The 19696-nt window shown below is 33.5% G+C and carries 12 protein-coding genes; 8 read left to right on the top strand and 4 right to left on the bottom strand.

The genetic code is table 11. The annotated features are described in order from the left end of the window. Positions 1 to 60 precede the first annotated feature (60 nt). The 3 genes from BUB80_RS08360 to BUB80_RS08350 all read left to right on the top strand — a co-directional run bounded on the left by BUB80_RS08360 (position 61) and on the right by BUB80_RS08350 (position 5697). Complete coding sequence (locus BUB80_RS08360) at positions 61 to 2316, top strand: T9SS type B sorting domain-containing protein (protein ID WP_073292478.1); 2256 nt, start codon at positions 61 to 63, stop codon at positions 2314 to 2316. 242 nt (positions 2317 to 2558) lie between these two features. Further along, complete coding sequence (locus BUB80_RS08355; protein ID WP_073292477.1) at positions 2559 to 4823, top strand: T9SS type B sorting domain-containing protein; 2265 nt, start codon at positions 2559 to 2561, stop codon at positions 4821 to 4823. Between the two features lie 136 nt (positions 4824 to 4959). Next, entirely contained in the window at positions 4960 to 5697 is a 738-nt protein-coding gene (locus tag BUB80_RS08350; RefSeq protein WP_175549579.1) for a nucleotidyltransferase domain-containing protein, read from the top strand. On the opposite strand, the gene BUB80_RS08345 is transcribed toward BUB80_RS08350, so the two are convergent. The 4 genes from BUB80_RS08345 to BUB80_RS08330 all read right to left on the bottom strand — a co-directional run bounded on the left by BUB80_RS08345 (position 5694) and on the right by BUB80_RS08330 (position 12798). Continuing rightward, positions 5694 to 7892 carry a peptidase domain-containing ABC transporter gene (locus BUB80_RS08345; protein ID WP_073292475.1) on the bottom strand — a complete coding sequence of 733 codons (2199 nt, stop codon included), beginning with the start codon at positions 7890 to 7892 and terminating at the stop codon, positions 5694 to 5696. The genes BUB80_RS08350 and BUB80_RS08345 overlap by 4 nt on opposite strands. Positions 7893 to 7921: 29 nt before the next feature. Continuing rightward, positions 7922 to 10999 (bottom strand): lantibiotic dehydratase, encoded by a 3078-nt coding sequence (locus BUB80_RS08340; protein ID WP_073292474.1) that lies wholly within the window; start codon positions 10997 to 10999, stop codon positions 7922 to 7924. A 19-nt stretch (positions 11000 to 11018) separates the two neighbouring features. Next, entirely contained in the window at positions 11019 to 12218 is a 1200-nt protein-coding gene (locus BUB80_RS08335; RefSeq protein ID WP_073292473.1) for a lanthionine synthetase C family protein, read from the bottom strand. A 292-nt stretch (positions 12219 to 12510) separates the two neighbouring features. Further along, positions 12511 to 12798 (bottom strand): class I lanthipeptide, encoded by a 288-nt coding sequence (locus tag BUB80_RS08330; protein ID WP_073292472.1) that lies wholly within the window; start codon positions 12796 to 12798, stop codon positions 12511 to 12513. Positions 12799 to 13004: 206 nt separating this feature from the next. On the opposite strand from BUB80_RS08330, the gene BUB80_RS08325 reads away from it, so the two are divergent. The 5 genes from BUB80_RS08325 (at position 13005) to BUB80_RS08305 (ending at position 19616) form a co-directional block, all read left to right on the top strand. Further along, positions 13005 to 13631, top strand: a complete 627-nt coding sequence (locus BUB80_RS08325) for an NAD(P)H-dependent oxidoreductase (RefSeq protein ID WP_073292471.1) — start codon at positions 13005 to 13007, stop codon at positions 13629 to 13631. A gap of 31 nt (positions 13632 to 13662) precedes the next feature. Continuing rightward, positions 13663 to 15234: an L-aspartate oxidase gene (gene nadB, locus BUB80_RS08320; protein WP_073292470.1), complete on the top strand. Its 1572-nt coding sequence runs from the start codon at positions 13663 to 13665 to the stop codon at positions 15232 to 15234. Between the two features lie 23 nt (positions 15235 to 15257). Beyond that, on the top strand, positions 15258 to 15899 hold the full coding sequence (locus BUB80_RS08315; RefSeq protein ID WP_073292469.1) for a hypothetical protein: 642 nt from the start codon (positions 15258 to 15260) through the stop codon (positions 15897 to 15899). A 10-nt stretch (positions 15900 to 15909) separates the two neighbouring features. After that, positions 15910 to 16770, top strand: coding sequence for a carboxylating nicotinate-nucleotide diphosphorylase (nadC, locus tag BUB80_RS08310; protein WP_073292468.1), 861 nt, complete (start codon positions 15910 to 15912; stop codon positions 16768 to 16770). 209 nt (positions 16771 to 16979) lie between these two features. After that, entirely contained in the window at positions 16980 to 19616 is a 2637-nt protein-coding gene (locus BUB80_RS08305) for a TonB-dependent receptor (RefSeq protein WP_073292467.1), read from the top strand. The last annotated feature ends 80 nt before the right edge of the window (positions 19617 to 19696 follow it).

The following is a 19696-nucleotide window of genomic DNA, read 5'->3' as shown; positions in this document are numbered from 1 at the left end:
TACATATTTATTGATTCGGATTTAATATATTTACACGTCTAATTTAAAGTGCGTTACTAAATGATTAAAAAACTACTCGTTTATTTTGCCATTATTTTTTCTAGTTTCTTCGGAAAAATCTTGGCCCAAACCTATCAGCTCACAGGAAATCCTGTAACTACTACCGGCTGGACAATGGTTTCTCCTACACAGGTTAACACTGATTTTATTCAGCTCACTCCTGACACCAACAACCAATCCGGATCCATAAGACTAAATGATCCCATCAACTTAAAATACTGTGATAAGTGGAGGGTTGAATTTGATTTCAGAATGGATTCTAACCAAACCGCCAACGGAGATGGTCTTGCGTTTTGGTACCTAGCCAACCCACCGGTAGCCAGTGTATTAGGCTCTGGTCTTGGAGTTTCCCAAAATGCCGTAGGACTTATTGTAGGACTTGATACTTACAACAATACTACTACCGCTGTTATGAGCAAAGTACACGTTGCTTACGGGCAGGTAGCGAACACTACCGATACCAACAACGTAGAATTTTTCAATGTTGCAGGAAGTTCTTTTCACTCCCCTGATCTGAACACAACGCAACCTTTTCAAGGAGCTACGTACAAACATGTTGAAGTAACTGCTGAGGTTAATCCGGCCGCTCCTACCAGCTGGATTATCAAAATAACAATTGATGGGAATTTAATTTGCAATCAGTCTTTCGCTCCTTCAGGTGCTGCTGCTGCAATGACCATTGGATATTTTGGATTCTCTGCTTCTACAGGAGGGAACAGATCAAGGCATTCTATTAAAAATGTAAAAATCTACACCGATAAAGTTCCTATTTTACAAAATAGCGTGACCCAATCTTTTTGCCCTAATCCAACTACAGGATCAGCAAGTGTAAATTTAACTTCTTATAATAATCAATTTGTAGCTAATCCCTTTAACTACACCTTTACTTACTATGTTTTAGGAAGTTCTACTCCAATTGCTACTCCTACAAACTATCAGTACAATGCAAATACTACGATAACCGTTGTTATTAAGGATAATGCAGGGGTTCTATGTGATAACGCCGATGGAAAGATTGTATTATCACTCTCACCATTCAGCGCCAATAATGTTACTTTAACGGAATGTAATAATAACAATATAGGAACAGCTACATTTAATCTTACTACAGCCAACGTAACAGGTGTTTTAGGAGTTACAAAGAAGTATTACAAAACAATGGCTGATCTTAATGCAGGGATTAATGAAATCCCAAATCCTGCAGCGTATATTTCTGTACCAGGAGTTGTTTTTGTAAAAGTTACAACCCCACAAGGATGTACCGGCAGCGCGCAAATTACTCTCGCCTTCCAACCTCTTGTAACTGTAAACGATGCTACTTTACGTTCATGTTTTATTGAAAGTGCTCCTACAACAGCTTTATTCAATTTAACAACAGCCAATGTAACATCATTAACTGGTACTACAAAAAGATATTACCCAACAGCAGCTGATGCACTAGCAGGAACTAATGAGATCATGAATCCTACAACGTTTATTACAGGTAACACAACCGTATATGTAAAAGTTACCGCTGCAAACGGATGCTATAATACAGCTAAAATAACCTTGGTTGTTTTAACTCCGGTAACATCCGCGGTTTTAAAAGATAAGATTATCTGTATAGACGCTAAAACTACGCTTGATGCAGGACCCGGTTTTGACGGATACGAATGGAGCACAGGAGCTACAACTCAGGCTATACAAAATATTTCAGCAGGGCTTTATTGGGTAAAATTAAAAACAGGAAGCTGCATAACAACTCAAATTGTAAAAGTTATTCCTTCTGCTCAACCTGTTATCTCAAGCATTGATATCAACAATAATACAATCACTGTAAATGTAAATGGAGGAACACCTCCTTATAAATACTCTTTGGATGGTATTACTTGGCAGGATTCTAATTACTTCAACAACCTTGCAAGAGGAGAAGTGAAAGTATATGTTATAGATTTCTATAACTGTACTCCTATTCAGGTTCAAATCACAGTTCCTAATTTAATTAATGCAATTACTCCAAACGGAGATAACATTAATGATTATATAGATTATTCTGCATTAGCTTACAAGAAGAACTTAGAATTTATTGTTTACGATAGATATGGAAACAAGCTTTTCACGGCTGATAAATCAAAAGCTTACAGATGGGACGGAACTTCTGGAGGCAAGAAGATCTTAACCGGGACTTACTGGTACACGATCACTTGGAATGAAAACGATAAAAATAATACCCAAACAAAATACAATGCATGGGTACTTGTAAAAAACCGAGAATAATATGTAAAACTCACTCCAAAATTGGAGTGAGTTTTTTATAAATCACACCTTAACCCACCAAAAAAACTTAATTTATTATTTTATACTGTTTATACGTGTAAACAAAATTATACATTCATCCACATAATGTAAATTTTATTACAATTTCATTAGTTTAAATTACATAATTAACACTTAAACAATACGAAATAATATAAAATCAATACATTTATAATAGTAAATACCTAACCAACTTACTTCACATGAAAAAAACTTTACTCACTTATTTCTTTATCATTTTATGCTGCTTGTCTGGAAAGCTATTTTCTCAGACTTATCAGCTCACAGGAAACCCTATCGTGACCACAGGATGGGACCTCGTTTCTAGTGCAAACGTTAGCGGTGGAGATTTTGTACAGCTCACCGCAGACCAAGGAGGTCTTTATGGTGCTGTAAAATTAGCAGCTCCTATCAACTTAAAATATTGCGACAAATGGAAAGTGGAATTTGATTTCAGAATCGATGGAAATGGAACCACGCAATTTGGGAGAGGAGATGGCTTTACCTTCTGGTACCTTGCCAACCCTCCTACAGGATTTGTATCAGGTGGTGGACTTGGAATTCCGGCAAACGCCAATGGACTAATGGTAGGATTTGATATCTTCAACAACTCTACTGAAGGGCAAATGAGCAAAGTGCATGTTTTATATGGCACCAACAATTTACCGGCAGGGAACTTCAATATCGAATATAACAATACTCCGGGAAGCACCTACCATACCCCAGACCTTAATCCAACCCAACCATTTGTAGGCGCAACTTACAAACACGTTGAAGTAAACGGAGAGACTGATCCCACCAATCCTACAAGCTGGCTTATAAAAATAAGGATTGACGGAGTACTGCTTGTTGACCAATCTTTTGCACCATCTGGAGGAGCAATAGGAATGACCACCGGATATTTCGGATTTTCGGCAGCTACAGGAGGCGCCAGTGCAAGACACTCTATTAAAAATGCGAAAATCTATATCGACAAAGTTCCGATTCTTACCAACACAATTACTCCTTTTGTATGTGTAAATCCAGCAACAGGAACAGGAACTATAGATTTAACTTCATACAATACTCAGTTTGTAGCAAACCCTGCTAATTACATTATTTCCTATTTTGGGCCTGGCGGAACACCTATTATCAACCCTACCAATTATACCTATTCAGGGAACATCAACATAACCGTGGTTGTTAAAGACCCATCGTCTACTCTATGTGACAACGGCGATGGTGTAATTAAATTAACCCCTACTCCTTTTGCTGCCGTTGACGTAACATTAACAGGTTGTAATAACAACAACGCCGGAGTAGCGATATTTGATCTTACAACAGCTGCTGTAACAACAGTTCTTGGAGTAACAAAAAAATACTATCCTACACTTGCAGACCTTAACAACGGGACTAATGAAATTCTAAACCCAGCCGCTTATCCGTCTCCAGTAGGTTTTGTATATGTAAAAGTAACAACCCCTCAAGGTTGTGTGTCTACAGCAAAAATTACATTAAATCATTTTGCCGTAGTTACAGTAAATGATGCTACCTTAAGAACATGCTTCATCGAAACAAATCCTTCAACAGGCTTATTTAACCTTAGTACAGCATCCGTAACAACACAGGGAGGAACAACAAAAAAATACTATCCATCTTTAACAGATGCTGTAAATGGAACCAATGAAATTACTAATCCTTTAACATATACGGCTCCTAATGGAGTCATTTATATCAAAGTATCAAATGGAAACGGATGCTATGCTGTAGCTAAAGTAACATTAACCGTAATTGCCCCAGTTTTATCTGCTGTTTTAAAAGACAAAACAATTTGCATGGAAGATAAAACTACATTGGATGCCGGCCCTGGATTTAGCACATACCTGTGGAGTACAGGAGCTACAACCCAAGCAATAACCAATGTAGGTGTTGGAACGTATTGGGTAAAACTGAAAACAGGAGACTGTACAGCAACTCAAAAAGTAACCATTTTCCCTTCTGAGCAACCGGTTATTACGAATGTTGATATTTCAAACAATACAATCAGCATCAATGTAATAGGAGGTACTCAGCCTTATAAATATTCAATGGATGATATTACATGGCAGGATTCTAATCAATTTAAAAACGTACCGAGAGGCGACAACAAAATATATGTAAAAGATGCTTATGACTGCGAACCTATTACCATCACAGTTGTCGTTCCTAATCTTATTAACGTAATTACTCCGAACGGAGACGGAGTGAATGACGCCATCGATTATTCCTCATTAGCCAATAAACAAAACCTAGTATTCAATGTATTCGACAGATATGGAGCCAAGATACATCAAGGTGACAAATCCACAAGATACAGATGGGACGGAACCATTTCAGGAAGAAAAGTTCCTACAGGAAGCTACTGGTATTCTGTAACATGGAATGAAAATGACAAACACAATACCCCTTTCAAATATTCAGGATGGATATTGGTAAAAAACAGAGAATAGTAAGAATCTTTAAAGAATTAAAACAAGCCATACATATTAACCAGTGTATGGCTTATTTTTTAATAAATCTTTGTCCATAATAGTTAAAATAGGTATTTTTAGCTTACTAAGTTATAATAAAGAATTTTATATGAATATGAAAAATTTTGAAGAAAAAATTATCTCTTATTTAAAAAAAGATGACGTAAATGGGATTCTACTCACCGGAAGCTATGCTACCCAAACCCAAACTGAAAAGTCTGATATTGATATCAGGATTATCTTTGATAAAAATATAAAGCACACTATAAAAGGTGTAAAATATATTGATGGATATAAATTATCCTATTTTGGAGAAAATATAGATATGGTAAAGAGAAGAATGTCTATTGATTTTTCCAGAAATAGTCGTTTTGAAGCAAGATTATTTACTTTAGGCAAGATTTTATATGATAAAAATGGATATGTAGAAGAACTTATTCAGTATGCAAAGATTTTCATGGAAAATACGTTTCAAAAAAAAACAACACAGGATGATATTATCCTGAAAATGTACTCCTTACATATACGCTACCAGTCTTTATTGCATACATCTATTTCAGATCCTATTTATATTTACAACTATATTTCTTTAATGAAGGCCATTTTGATCACCTATTCACTTATTCTTAATTCTGAGATGGTGATTGACATTAAGCCGGATAAAATATTATCAAACAGTTCTTACCGTGAAAAGAATTTATGGAAAGATTTCCCAGATTCCACTTTCGTTGAATTATGGATAAAAAGCATTACTGAAATCAATCCAAAGAACATGGAGGTCATATATAAATACATTCAAACTAAAACCCTAGTTATAGAAGAAAAAGATTTTGAGGTCGTATATAGAGATTAATCCAACTCAAGCTGGTTTTTAATCAATTTAAAATAAGCACCTTTAAGCTTAACAAGCTCTGCGTGGCTTCCTTCTTCTATCACCTTACCATTGTCTAGAACAACTATTTTATCTGCATTCTTCACAGTAGAAAGACGATGCGCTACAATGACAGCTGTTCTTCCTTTAAAAAACTGATTTAGATTGTCAATGATTGCTTTTTCATTATTTGCATCTAATGAACTGGTTGCCTCATCAAAAAAAATAAAATCCGGGGCTTTGTAAATAGCTCTAGCAATAAACAGCCTTTGTTTTTGTCCCCCGCTGATTCCCATACCTTCATTTCCTATTTTGGTATTATAACCCAAAGGCATAGTATCAATAAACTCCTTGATGTTCGCCACTTCTACAGCATGGCGCAGTTTTGCTTTATCTATATTATCATCACCTACCGCTATATTATCTGCTATTGTATCATTAAATATATATCCATCCTGCATTACTATTCCCACATTTTCTCTCCATATTCTCGGAGAAATTCTTTTAAAATCAGCACTACCTATTTTTATACCTCCCTGCTGAGGCTCATAAAATTTCAGCAATAGCTTCACTAATGTTGATTTCCCGCTACCACTTACCCCAACAATTGCTGTTGTTTTCCGGTAAGGAATAGTTAAATTAAGGTTTTCAAAAATATTCTTATAACCTCCAACATATTTATAGGTAAGATTACTGATAACAATATCTCCTTGTGGAGCCTCATCCAAGTAATGTTCTGCATCAATTTCTTCATTATCTTTCTCATGTATTTCGTTAAGTCTCTCCAAAGAAATACTAGCATCCTGCAATTGTTTCACAAATGATACAACCTGTCCGATGGGACCATTTAACTGACCTATAATATATTGGATAGACATCATCATACCCAATGTAATATCACCATCTACCACTAATTTTGCAGACAGAAAGCTGATTACCATATCTTTCATCTGATTGATAAAACTACCCCCTATAGATTGCCATTGGTCTAATTTTAAACCTTGAATATTAAGTTTGAATATCTGAACCTGAGTAGACTCCCATGCCCATCTTTTCTTTTGTTCTGCATTATTCATTTTAATTTCCTGCATCCCATTGATGAGCTCAATCACTTTACTTTGGGTCTCTGATAATTGAGAAAAGTTTTTATAATCCAGCTCTTTTCTCTTTTTAAGAAAGAATAGTACCCATACAGTATACAAAACAGCTCCAATGCAGAAAACCAAAAATAATCTGTAATCATAAAAAAGTAATATAATGCTGTATATAAAAAAATTGAAAACTGAAAACAGGGTGGTGAGCGTTGAGGAAGTCAGTAATTGCTGTATTCTGGAATGATCCCCTATTCTCTGCAGTAAATCTCCTGTCATCCTTGTATCAAAATAACTGATAGGAAGCCGCATAAGCTTTATAAAAAAATCCGACACTAGCGAAATATTAATGCGAGAGCTTAAATGCAGTAAAATCCAGCTTCTCACAATCTCAACTCCCATTCGACCCAAATAAAGCATAAACTGAGCAATGAGGATGAGATAGATAAAATTGATATCATTATTCTGTATCCCTACATCTACTATGCTCTGCGTAAGAAAAGGAAGTATTAAAGACAATAAACTTCCTGTTAAGAGACCAACACCCAGTTGAAATATTAATGCTTTATATTTAAATGCATAACGGCTTAAAAATTTAATATCTAATTTCTTCTTTTTCTCATCCCACTCTACTTCGTAAAAAAAGGGTGTCGTTTCTAATAGTAAGGCAATACCTTCCTGAGAGTTTTCATTGGCATTATTTCCAATCCAGCGCTTAATAAACTCTTTTTTTTTAAATGTCAGTAAACCATAACTGGGATCAGAAACGTATACGGTTTCTTCTCTGCCCTGTTTTTTAATATTATACACCACTACAAAATGTCGTTTATCCCAATGAACAATACAGGGAAGTTGAATACTTTCAGCAAGAACTCTAAAATTGACCTTTACTCCTCTTGATCTAAACCCTAGTTTTTCAGCAGCAGTTCCGAGATTTAACAAGCTACTTCCTATTCTGGTAGTTTGCGCAAGATCTCTTATTTGTTGTAGATTTATGGTTTTCCCATAATATTTACTGACAATTCGCAGACAGGTAGGACCACAATCCTTAGCATCAGGTTGTTTATAAAAAGGAAACTTCTTCAAAAGATAGGTTAATTGATTTAATTATTATATCATGACTTTGCTTCTCTAGCTATAATAGACTGATATTTTTTATAAAGAAAAAAATATATCCGAAATTCATTCAGCCTTTGTTTATCAGAAAACAATCTATTAACTGACATATGGATATAGCTTCCTAGCATACTAAAATAATCATCTTTTACATTGCCTTTAATAGTTAACAAAATATTTTTTATTTCAGACTTACTGATAATATTGATCATTTTAGTATCAAGGGCCTCCGTAAAAGTAATATCTTTAATTTTTCTAAGCTCTTCATGCAAAGAATTCCTCAAGGTCTTATTTCTTTCATAATCAAATTCTTTAGCGAAATTTTTAAAATTCCTTTCAAGAAATTTAAATTTTTCAAGATGATCCAAATTTAAAGTTTCCAAATACTCCTCCACTATAAAATAGGCTGCAAAAAACAATTGGTTGTAGTTTATTTCACCGAAAGATTTATAAAGATTATACACCAATCTGGAATCGTGATAGAATAACGCTTCAGATTCAATTATATTTTTGTTTTTGTATCTTTCCAGCTCTCTGTGATAAGTATCCTGTACAACACCTGCTATTTTACCTAATTTTATATACTTACTAAAAATAGTACTTATACCCACTACAACGGAAGACACCAAACTAGTATCCCTGATATAAATACGGATTCTCAGATGTTGTTTAGGATCTGAATATCTTATGAAAAACCATTTTCCTACTAACCCTTTGCTTACCAGTTTGTTTTCAATATAATCTCCTATTACAACCAAAAGTTTATTTGAGAATTTATGTCCAATATAAACTTTGAAGTATATCCATTCAGAGCCTGGAATAAAAGTTCTGGGAACTGTATCTTTACTTGGGCTTACTATTTTTAAGGGAAAAGCTTTTTTGTTAGTTTTTTTCACAAATGGGACCACCAATTCTTTATTGTATCTGGGTAGAGATTCACCATAGGTTTTATCCACTAGGCTTTCGTACAGAACAATCTGTTTCTCGTTCTTATTAACATATTTCCGGAACAATTCAATTCCTAAATCTGTTGAAAGATCAATATAAAGAACGTTATCACTCTCTTTAAAAACTATGGAATCATCGAAGTGAAGCTTATGTTTTATTTCCGCAAGACTCATTTTAAACTGAATAAAATTTTTAGTTTTTTTTAAAGCTGCAAAATGATGGTCTTTTATAATCCAGTACGCCTGCTCTATGATAATATCTTTATAAACAACTCTGGGAAGATATTCTTCAACATCTTTCAAAATACCCCAATCCCAAATCATTTGAGAATCAAAATTCTGAAATTGCATATCACTTAAGAAATGATAGATAGGAATACCATTTTTTCTGTAATTATGGGCATTAGACAAACGTGGACGAATTGGTTTATTCAATTTCTCTGAAAATAAGAACAACTCATTGTTAATCATCTGTATATATAGATCATCAACAAAAATTTTCTGCTCTTCGGGAAGCCTAGAATTCGCTAAAAAAGGAATCTCATATTTTCCAAAATACGGCCTAGCTATGACATTCCCTACTCTAGCCTGTGGTAAATGTATTATTTCCGCATAAATATAATTATCATATTGATCTTCAATACGATCATTCAGATTATTTAACTTTTCATAAAACTGTTGATGAGCTCCGCAGAAACGGCCTGACAAACCTGTTATGACCGGAGAATATGAAATCGCATGCAATAATAGACCTTCTTTTTTAGGATATGCATTAATCAGATAAGTAAATCCAGGGCATGAATTGTCGATATTGGTATTCCCAAAACTTTCTTTTATATCCCAATCTGTAATTTCTATTTGCTTTTTATTTTGTTTTAAATAGTCATGATACTTTTTCAAAACAAATTTGGTAAACTTAGTTTTTCCGGTTATTTTAGGATCATAAATATCTTTTGTGCTTATGGCTGATTTGTATCCAATTCCGATTTCTTCATCCAGTGCTTCCGTCAGCTTCACCCTCCGATCATCATATCGTTCTGAAAAGGCTCTCTTAAAGATTTCAAGCTGGGAATATTGAGTCGAATATGATTTTGAAAAGGTAGAAAAAACAGATAATAACTTTCCCAAATCAGCTCTTACCCCCGAATGCAAAGTATCGTCTATCTGTTGGCTTACAACATCTAGTTGTATCAAATTTTTCTCAGGAATATTTGGTAGCACATCCCTTAACAATTCATATATCTTTCTATACGAACTAATATTAGATTGCTTATTATCAACCTGTAATAATAAAGATTTTATATCTTGTAAAATATTTTTTAGCTGCACAATCTTACCATCAGTCACCTCATCTGAAATTTTTGAAACGAAGTCATACAAAACATCAACGTAATCCAGCCCTGTGATATTAACATCAAGGTTAGTAACCAAGAGCTTGCAAGATATCAGATTATCAACATGCGCTTCAACATCTTCCTGAACTACATCATATTGATTAAGAATTTCAACAATTAAAGTATCATATTTTATACCCTTTTTAGAAATTTTAATAATAAAATTCAGAAGTTCATCAGATGCTATAGAAACCAGATGATGGGTTCTTAATCCCTTTCTCAATCTATATTCTATATACCTAAAATCATCTTTAGTTTTATACAAACTTGTATTATTATAGAGGATAAGGTGATTCTTTACCCCCTCAGTTCCTGAAAGACATTCCCCTATCTGAAATAATACTTCCATATCCAGCTTTGGGTAATAATCCAATTGATCAGTAAAATCATTATCTTTTTCAAAATCAAAACCACCTTCTCTAAAATTAGCAAACAGCCCGAACGGAGTCGCTCTTGATGAAGCTCTTATATAATATTTTGCCAAAGAATGTAGCATCCTCTTTTTATCTTTATCAGAAAAAACAGAAGACATTGATTTGTATTTTACAACCTCATGATATAAAGTATCAGAAGCAAGATATAGAGCCTCTTCCAGTTGATAATTTACAGTAAATTTTTCTATAAGATAATCTAATACATACTGTTCATTATGAGATTTTATAATACTATAAAACTCAAAAAGTTGATTGACGGGCAATAATGGCTGCCTTGTAGCATAAAAAGTACTCTCGTACATATTTAAATTTAATTTAAAATTACATAAGTAGAACCTCCCCCCACTTAATTTCAGGATTGATTAAGGATAAAAAAGAAAGTCCCACACCACTTATTCCCTGCAAAAATCCAAAATCATCATAATGACCTGTATTATTATTCCAGGCACAATGACCTGTAACCAACTTATCATTATTCGTATTCAGTAAATTAACAGAGATATTTTTCCAGTATTCTACTTCATCTTTATACTTGTTCCCGTTATCCAAAAGACTAAACTTGTTAAAAATATACATAATACCTGCTGAGCCATGACAAATAGCAGCATCTCTTACAAATCCGTCCTGAAGATCCCTTCGTAAAGCTGATTTTTTTATACATTCTAATGCTTCTAATTGAATAGAATCATTTTCCAATATTTCTCCCACATCCCATAAAGCTACAGCAATGCCCAAATCACCATAGCACCAACCCATTCTTGAGCCTTTAGAGTAATAGCTTGAGTTTTGCAACGTATGTACTGTAGATGGATAAAGAGAATTCCTTTTATCTTGATACTTATAATCTATAATTGTTTTTGTTGTATTCTCAATCAATTCCTTCAGTATAGTATTGTCAGGACTTAATCTATATGCTTTTGACAGGATTGATACAACCGCCGGTTGACCATGAGCGAGACCAAAATTAATAGATTTCTCAAGCTTGTTAGGGTCAGTAATTCCAAAAAAAGGCCAATACATTTTTCCTTCAGGAGTATATTCTACAATAGAATGTAGTTTAGAAATAATACCTTTTGCATAGTCATTCAGGTCCTTGGCATCAGTTAAAAAATAATGTAGCACCCCCATGGCACCATGAAGAAAATCAAACTTTCCTTTATCTAATTCTATAATAGCAAAATTGTAAATAATTTCATCCAGATCAGACAATACATCCTCAGTCTCAAAATCAACAAAGCCTTCTTTATTAAAGAATTTTAAAAGCCATGCAAATCCAGTGGCTCCGCTACTATATTTAAAATCACCTCGCTTAAGACTAGTATTTATATTTAGAATAATATCATTGGTTAATTCTTCACCTTTATTCAAACTATCAACATCATCAAACTCACGACCGTAATAAAAAGAAAACAAACTTAATCCTCCTAAATCATCCAATAATCCACTTTTATACCGGTTTTTATTTATGTATAAGCTCGTTTTTGCTTTGATATGCTCTAATTCCTTTAAAATAGTTTCCATCTTTTTTTATCTAATCATACTAAAAAAGGATAACAATTCAATTATGCCATCCTTAATATATAATCTAATTTGAATATCTTATTATCAAGTTTTTATAAATCCATCTCATATAGTACAGGCATCCCTTTCACTACTCGACCACAACTCACATAAATTTTTATCTATTTTTTCTAACAGTTGGCAATCGACCAATTACAATACACCTAAATTTATCTTTTATTAAAAAATATTAAATTTTATCCTTAATAACTATTTTAACTTTAAACAATCATTAAGGATAATAATTTATTCTCTAGGTCCTATTACATTCAGGTGCAACATCTTGTGTAAAACCTGTTTGACACCATCCTGATTGACAATTATCACTCACACCACAAAGGTCAGTATCACCTATAACAACACTACAAGGATCGGTATCACCTCCGTCACAACCACTTTTAGTACACCATTCTGTACTGCAGTCATTAGAAGGAGTATTTGTATTAGCACCTCCTCCTATTACTCTTTGAGCTTCGTCATTAGATAAATTAAGAATATCTTCTTTCTTAATTTCCAGTTTTTTGATTTTTTTCTTTTGCATATTTTTAAAATGTATTATGATTAACTAAAAATATGTTTTTTTCAACACATAGGGAATATTACTCCCTGTTAAATTTCTGTTAACTTTTCATTACTAATAAAAAAAGTATTCATTTTTATTCCAAATTAGAAATAGCTATACCTTTTAACGAGCAGATATTTCATTGTAAAGCATTTTTATTCACATTCTATCCTTAAATTTGTGATATGAATTATTTGGAAGCTTTAAGCAGAAGGTATTCTGTAAAAAAATTCAATGCCGAAATTATTCCTCAAGAAACCCTTCATAACATTCTTGAGTCAGGAAAGCTGTCTGCAAGTTCGCTTGGCCTTCAACCCTACAAAATTACAGTGGTGGAAAGTGAAGAAATGAAGCAAAAATTAATTCCTGCATTTTATAATCCATCACAAATATCTACATGCTCTCATTTGATTGTTATTATTTCAAAAAAGGCAATCGGAGAAAACTATATTCAAGGTTATTTCAATCATATTTCTGAAGTAAGAAATGTTCCGTTAGCGAACCTTGACCTTTTCAAAAAAAGTATCAATCAGCATATTACTCAAAAAAACAATGATGAAATTTTCAACTGGGCAGAAAAACAATCGTATATCGTGCTAGCGAATTTAATGTACGCTGCTGCTATAGAAAATGTTGACACCTGTCCTATGGAAGGCTACCGTCAGGATGTTATTGAAGAAATTCTAAACATCGATCCTGAAACAGAAAAAGTGACCGTTACCCTAGCATTAGGTTACCGTTCTGAGGAAGATCATTTCCAACACATGAAAAAAGTAAGAAAACCAAACGAAAAATTGTTTAAATTTATTTAATTATTTAGACGATTGTACCTAAAGTAAGCATATGATAAAAGCGGATGTATTAGTAATTGGTTCCGGTATCTCGGGACTTTCTTATGCCATAAAAGTTTCTGAGCAACTCCCTGATGCCAAAATAATTATAGTAACGAAATCTGATGAAGATGAAAGCAATACCAAATATGCACAAGGCGGTTTAGCGGTAGTCACAGATTCCAAGAATGATAATTTTGAAAAGCACATCGAGGATACTATGCGTGCCGGAGACGGAGAAAACAAACATGATGTTGTAGAAATGGTGGTAAGGGAAGCTCCTGCAAGATTCAACGAGATCGTAGAATGGGGTGCCAACTTTGACAAAAAAAATGGTGAATTTGCTTTAGGAAGAGAAGGCGGCCATACCGAAAACAGAATTGTTCATCATAAAGATATTACCGGCTTTGAGATTGAAAGAGCTCTTTTGGAGACCGCTAATAAAAGTCCGAATATTGAGATCTTAGATCATCATTATGTAATTGATATCATTACGCAACACCACGTTCCCGGAAAAGAATTAAATACAGGAGATATCCATTGCTACGGAGCCTACATTTTAGATGAAAAATCTAAAACTATCAAAAAAATTACTTCAAAAATTACTTTGGTAGCAACAGGCGGTGCCGGACATGTTTATAAAAACACAACCAATCCTAAAATTGCAACAGGAGACGGAATTGCATTTGTAGCCCGTGCGAAAGGTCAGGTTTCCAATATGCAGTATTATCAGTTTCATCCCACAGCTTTGTATAGTAAAATTGATGGAATGTTATTTTTAATTTCAGAAGCAGTTCGTGGAGATGGTGCAAAATTAAGAACTAAAAGAGGGGAAAAATTCATGCACAAATATGATGAACGTGAAGAATTAGCCTCAAGAGATATTGTCGCAAGAGCTATTGATAATGAAATGAAAGTTTCAGGTGATGAATTTGTCGGCTTAGATTGCCGGGATATGGATCATGAAAAATTCTTGGAACACTTCCCCAATATTTATAAAAAATGCAGAGAAGAAGCAATTGATCCTTTTACTCAATTGATTCCCGTAGTTCCGGCTTGCCATTATTTGATGGGCGGAATTGAAGTTGACAAAGACGGGCAATCATCCATTAAAAATCTTTTTGCAGTTGGTGAATGTACCAACTCAGGACTACATGGAGCCAACAGACTAGCTTCCAACTCCTTATTAGAAGGTTTAGTTTTCGGACACAATGCTGCTATGAAAACAATGACGCTATTAAATGAAAATAATTTCAACTTTGATGATTTAAAAGCAGTCCCTGAATGGGATGAAGAAGGAATGAATATCATGGATGAAATGGTAATCGTAAGCTACCTAAGAAAACAACTTCAGGAAATGATGAGCGACCTTGTGGGAATCGTAAGAAGCAACAAACGTTTAGCTATGGCTTTACAAAAGCATCAGGAAATTGCTGCGGCTGTAGATGAAATCTACCACTACTCCATTCTTTCGCCACAATTATCAGAACTAAGAAATTTAACAACCGTTGCTCACCTCATCATCACCCAATCTATGGAAATGACGGAGAACAAAGGAGCGTTTTATAATAAAGATTTAGCTTAAAAAGAGTTTAAACGCAAGAATCAATGGAAATATTCAGTCTGAGAATTCTTACAATTATCAATCTTTTATATTTTCTAAGAGTATTAATTGTATTAATGATTTTAGGAATTTTCAGTATTCTATTATATGTTTTTAAATTTGAAGATTCAAGCGATCTTGTAGCATGGATATTAGGAATTGTTGCTATATGCTTTGGAAGAGATTTTTTTAATTATTTAAAGAAAATAATTATTTCTAAAACAAAACATCCGCTTCCTTTGAATTTATTATGTAATATTCTTGATATAGGAAAACCTTATTATTTCGGAAAAGATAAATTTGATTTGGATGAAATTATTAATGACAATAAACTTCCTTTAACTTTTTATTACATTAACAATCTTCAGCATCCTATTTTGCAATTTAACAAAGGCAAAATCCTTTTTCATAATCAGGAATATGACTGGAAAGATTTTAGTTGGAAATATTTTTTCTATTCGGAAAACCCTAATTCATATAGAGCTCAAGGTGAATATTTAATAGAATTTACAGGTCCCAACCAAGATAATATTAGAATAAAAAACAAAATAGAGTTCGGAAAAATAAAAGCTAAAGAAAATGAAGTAATTTTGCTCTTCATCATCCACGACTTATTATTCGGAAAAAGATCTTCCTTTTATTATTAAAATTAAAAATATGAAAAGACCAGCTTACGTTACAGATAAAGTTTTAAAACAATTCATAAAGAATGCTTTAGAAGAAGACATTCAGGATGGAGATCACTCTACCCTCTCTACTATTCCGAAAGACTTGGAACAAAGTGCAAAACTTTTAGTAAAGCAAAACTGTATTTTGGCGGGTGTAGAATTGGCTGAAATTATTTTCAAAACTTTTGATAAAAACTTAAAGGTTGAGGTTTTCATTAAAGATGGAACTCCCGCAAAAGTTGGAGACATCGCGCTTATTGTAACCGGAAGTGCAAGATCTATACTTTCTACAGAAAGATTGATTCTTAATTGCATGCAAAGAATGAGCGGGATCGCAACCCTTACCAATGACTGGGATTCTAGATTGGTTGGCACAAAAACTAAATTATTAGACACTAGAAAAACAACTCCCAATTTCAGAGTTTGTGAAAAATGGGCAGTGGCAATTGGTGGAGGAACCAATCACAGATACGGTCTTTACGACATGATCATGCTGAAAGACAACCACATCGATTATAATGGAAGCATAACTAATGCCGTGAAAATGGCAAAAGATTACATCAAAAAAAATAAAAAGAAATTAAAGATTGAGGTTGAAACCAGAAATCTTGAAGAGGTTGAAGAAGCAATCAAAGCAAAAGTTGACCGAATTATGCTTGATAATATGAATGTGAAAATGATGAAGCAAGCTGTAAAAATGATTAATGGCTCTTGCGAATCTGAAGCATCGGGAGGAATTACCCGAGAAATGTTAAAAGAAATTGCAACTACAGGAGTGACTTATATCTCTGTAGGAGCCCTTACTCACTCAGCTGAGAATATCGATTTAAGCCTCAAAGCAGTGAAATAGCGTTGTATTTTTAATAAAAAGCACCCCTATTTATTAAAAATACAATAATATGATTTTTTTCATATGAAAATTCAATTTTAAGTTAAACGACTAAAAATCAACAATTTACAACTTATTAAGATTCAGTAAAAATTAACATATAGTTAATATTAGTTAAAATTTATTTCGCCAATTTTGCAGAAAATTAAATCTAACTATTACTAACGATTATGAAATTAATCAACAAATCGATGTTAACTGCGATAATTACTTTATCTACAGCTAGCGTCTATTACGCTCAACAAGTTCAGGATTCTACTAAAACAAAATCCAAAGACATTGAAGAAGTGATACTAACAGGTGTTGCGGATATCGCAAAAGATAGAAAAACACCAGTTGCTGTTTCGACAATCAAAGAAGCACAAATTGTTGAAAAATTAGGAAACCAAGAATTTCCTGAAATTTTAAATACTACACCTTCTGTTTATGCAGTTAAAGGAGGTGGTGGTTTCGGTGAAGGGAAACTTAACATTAGAGGTTTTGATCAAAGAAATATTGCAGTGATGATTAATGGTGTTCCTGTGAACGATATGGAATCAGGAGCTGTATATTGGTCTAACTGGGCAGGTATGTCTGATGTGACTTCTGCTATGCAGGTACAGAGAGGTTTAGGATCTTCTAAATTAGCTATTGCTTCTGTTGGAGGAACTGTAAATATCTTAACAAGAGCTGCTGATAAAAAACAAGGAGGAACCATTTCTCTTGGAGTTGGAAATGACGATTATTTAAAAACACTTTTTGCATATAATACAGGAAAATCTGCTAACGGATGGTCTTCTTCATTCTTAATGAGCAGAACAGCAGGTTCTACATATGCTAACGGAACAGATTTCGAAGCATACAACTATTACTTTGCATTAGGCTATAAGAAACCAGGAGGTAAGCACGAATTCCAATTTACAATTACTGGAGCTCCTCAATGGCACAACAACAGATTCACATTCGTTCCAATGTCTGATTATTTTAAATATGGAGGCCAAAATGGTGAACCAAATAGAAAATACAATCCAGATTGGGGATACAGAAATGGTGAAGAATTATCTAATAGAAGTAACTACTACCACAAACCTGTTTTATCTCTTAACTGGGATTGGAATATTTCTGAAAAATCAAGATTAAACACTGTATTTTATGCTTCTTTTGGTAGAGGTGGTGGTGTAAACGGAAACGTAGGAAAACTAGGTACAAAATCATATAATGATCCTAGTTTCAAAACTGCTGACGGTCAAATTAACTGGGATCCTATTTTTGCTGGAAATGCAGCAACACCTGTTAATGCAACCACCCCTAGTGCAAACACAATTGCTCAGGTTTCATCAGTAAACTCTCACAACTGGTTTGGTGCAATTTCTAGTTTCAACCATAAAATTAATGATAACTTAAATTTCTCTGTAGGTATTGACGCAAGATACTATTATGGTTATCATTATCAATTAATTTCAAATTTATTAGGAGCTAGCGGATTTAAAGACACTGGAAACAAAAATTTACCTTATAATATTGTTTCTAACACATTTGATCCAAAACCATCATGGAATCCATTTGGAGGAAAAGTGAACAATATTAATGATATGGTTACTTTTGATAATGACGGAGAAGTATTATGGTATGGTGGATTTGGCCAGTTAGAATATACCAATGATAAATTATCAGCTTTCGTACAAGGTGCTATTTCTAATCAAGCTTTCCAAAGAATTGATCACTTTATCGTAGATGGACAATCTCTTCTTAATGGAACGTTAGTAAGCCCTACAAATCAACCGACAGCTACTAACCCTGTACTATATGAAAAAACAGGATTTAAAAACATCCTTGGTTACAATATAAAAGCTGGAACAAACTATAATATTGATGAGCACCATAATGTTTTTGCTAATATCGGATATTACTCTAAACAGCCGTTTTTAAACTCTGTATATCCAAACAACAAAAACTTACTTAACCCTAACTTGACCAATGAAAAAATCTTTGGAATTGAATTAGGATATGGTTTCAGATCAGGAATATTCAATGCTAACGTTAACCTTTACAGAACTTCTTGGAAAGATAGGTTCTTAAGAAGAACAGGTATTAATTTTACAGATCCTAATTCAGGTACTGTTTACAATAATGCTTATGCTAACATTCAAGGTATTACTGAAATTCACCAAGGTATTGAAATTGACGCAACTGCTAATGTACACAAAATGTTATCTTTAACTGGTATGTTATCAATGGGTGACTGGTATTATAAAGGTAATGCTGCAAGTAATCTTTTTACAGAAACTAACGATCCTATTAATTTAAATAATGCGCCGACAACAACATTATACCTAGACAAAGTAAAGGTTGGTAGCTCAGCACAATTTACTGCTGCTGCAGGATTTACATTCAAACCTACAAACTGGTTCTCATTTGATGGGATGTATAGAGGGATCAAAAATCTTTATGCTAACGTAAACCCTATCAGCTTCCAAAATGAAGCTTCTGGAGAGAAAGGTGCACTAAAACTTCCTACATTTGGTTTAGTAGATTTAGGGGTTACTTTTAAAATTAAATTAAAAGATCCTAAACAATACTTTACTATAAGAGGAAACGTATATAATGTATTGGATAAAATTTATATTTCTGAATCAAATACCAATACCCTTGCAAACCTTACTAAAGCAGAGTATGGAGCCATTAATTCAAATCTTACTGCTGCGCAACTTACTACAAACTATGCAGCTTATCAAGCAGCAGGAAATTGGAATGGAGTTAGCCAACAAAACCAAGTTTATTTCGGATTCGGAAGAACATGGTCTGCAACATTATCATTCAACTTCTAATCATATAAAAACATTAGATTTTATAAATATCAATCCCGGCTTTTCGCCGGGATTTTTGCTATATTTGTGACTAGAAAAAA

Source organism: Chryseobacterium polytrichastri (genome assembly GCF_900142445.1).
Taxonomy (GTDB): domain Bacteria; phylum Bacteroidota; class Bacteroidia; order Flavobacteriales; family Weeksellaceae; genus Chryseobacterium; species Chryseobacterium polytrichastri.
Note: the sequence above shows the minus strand (reverse complement) of the source record. Positions and strands in the feature narration are given on the sequence as shown.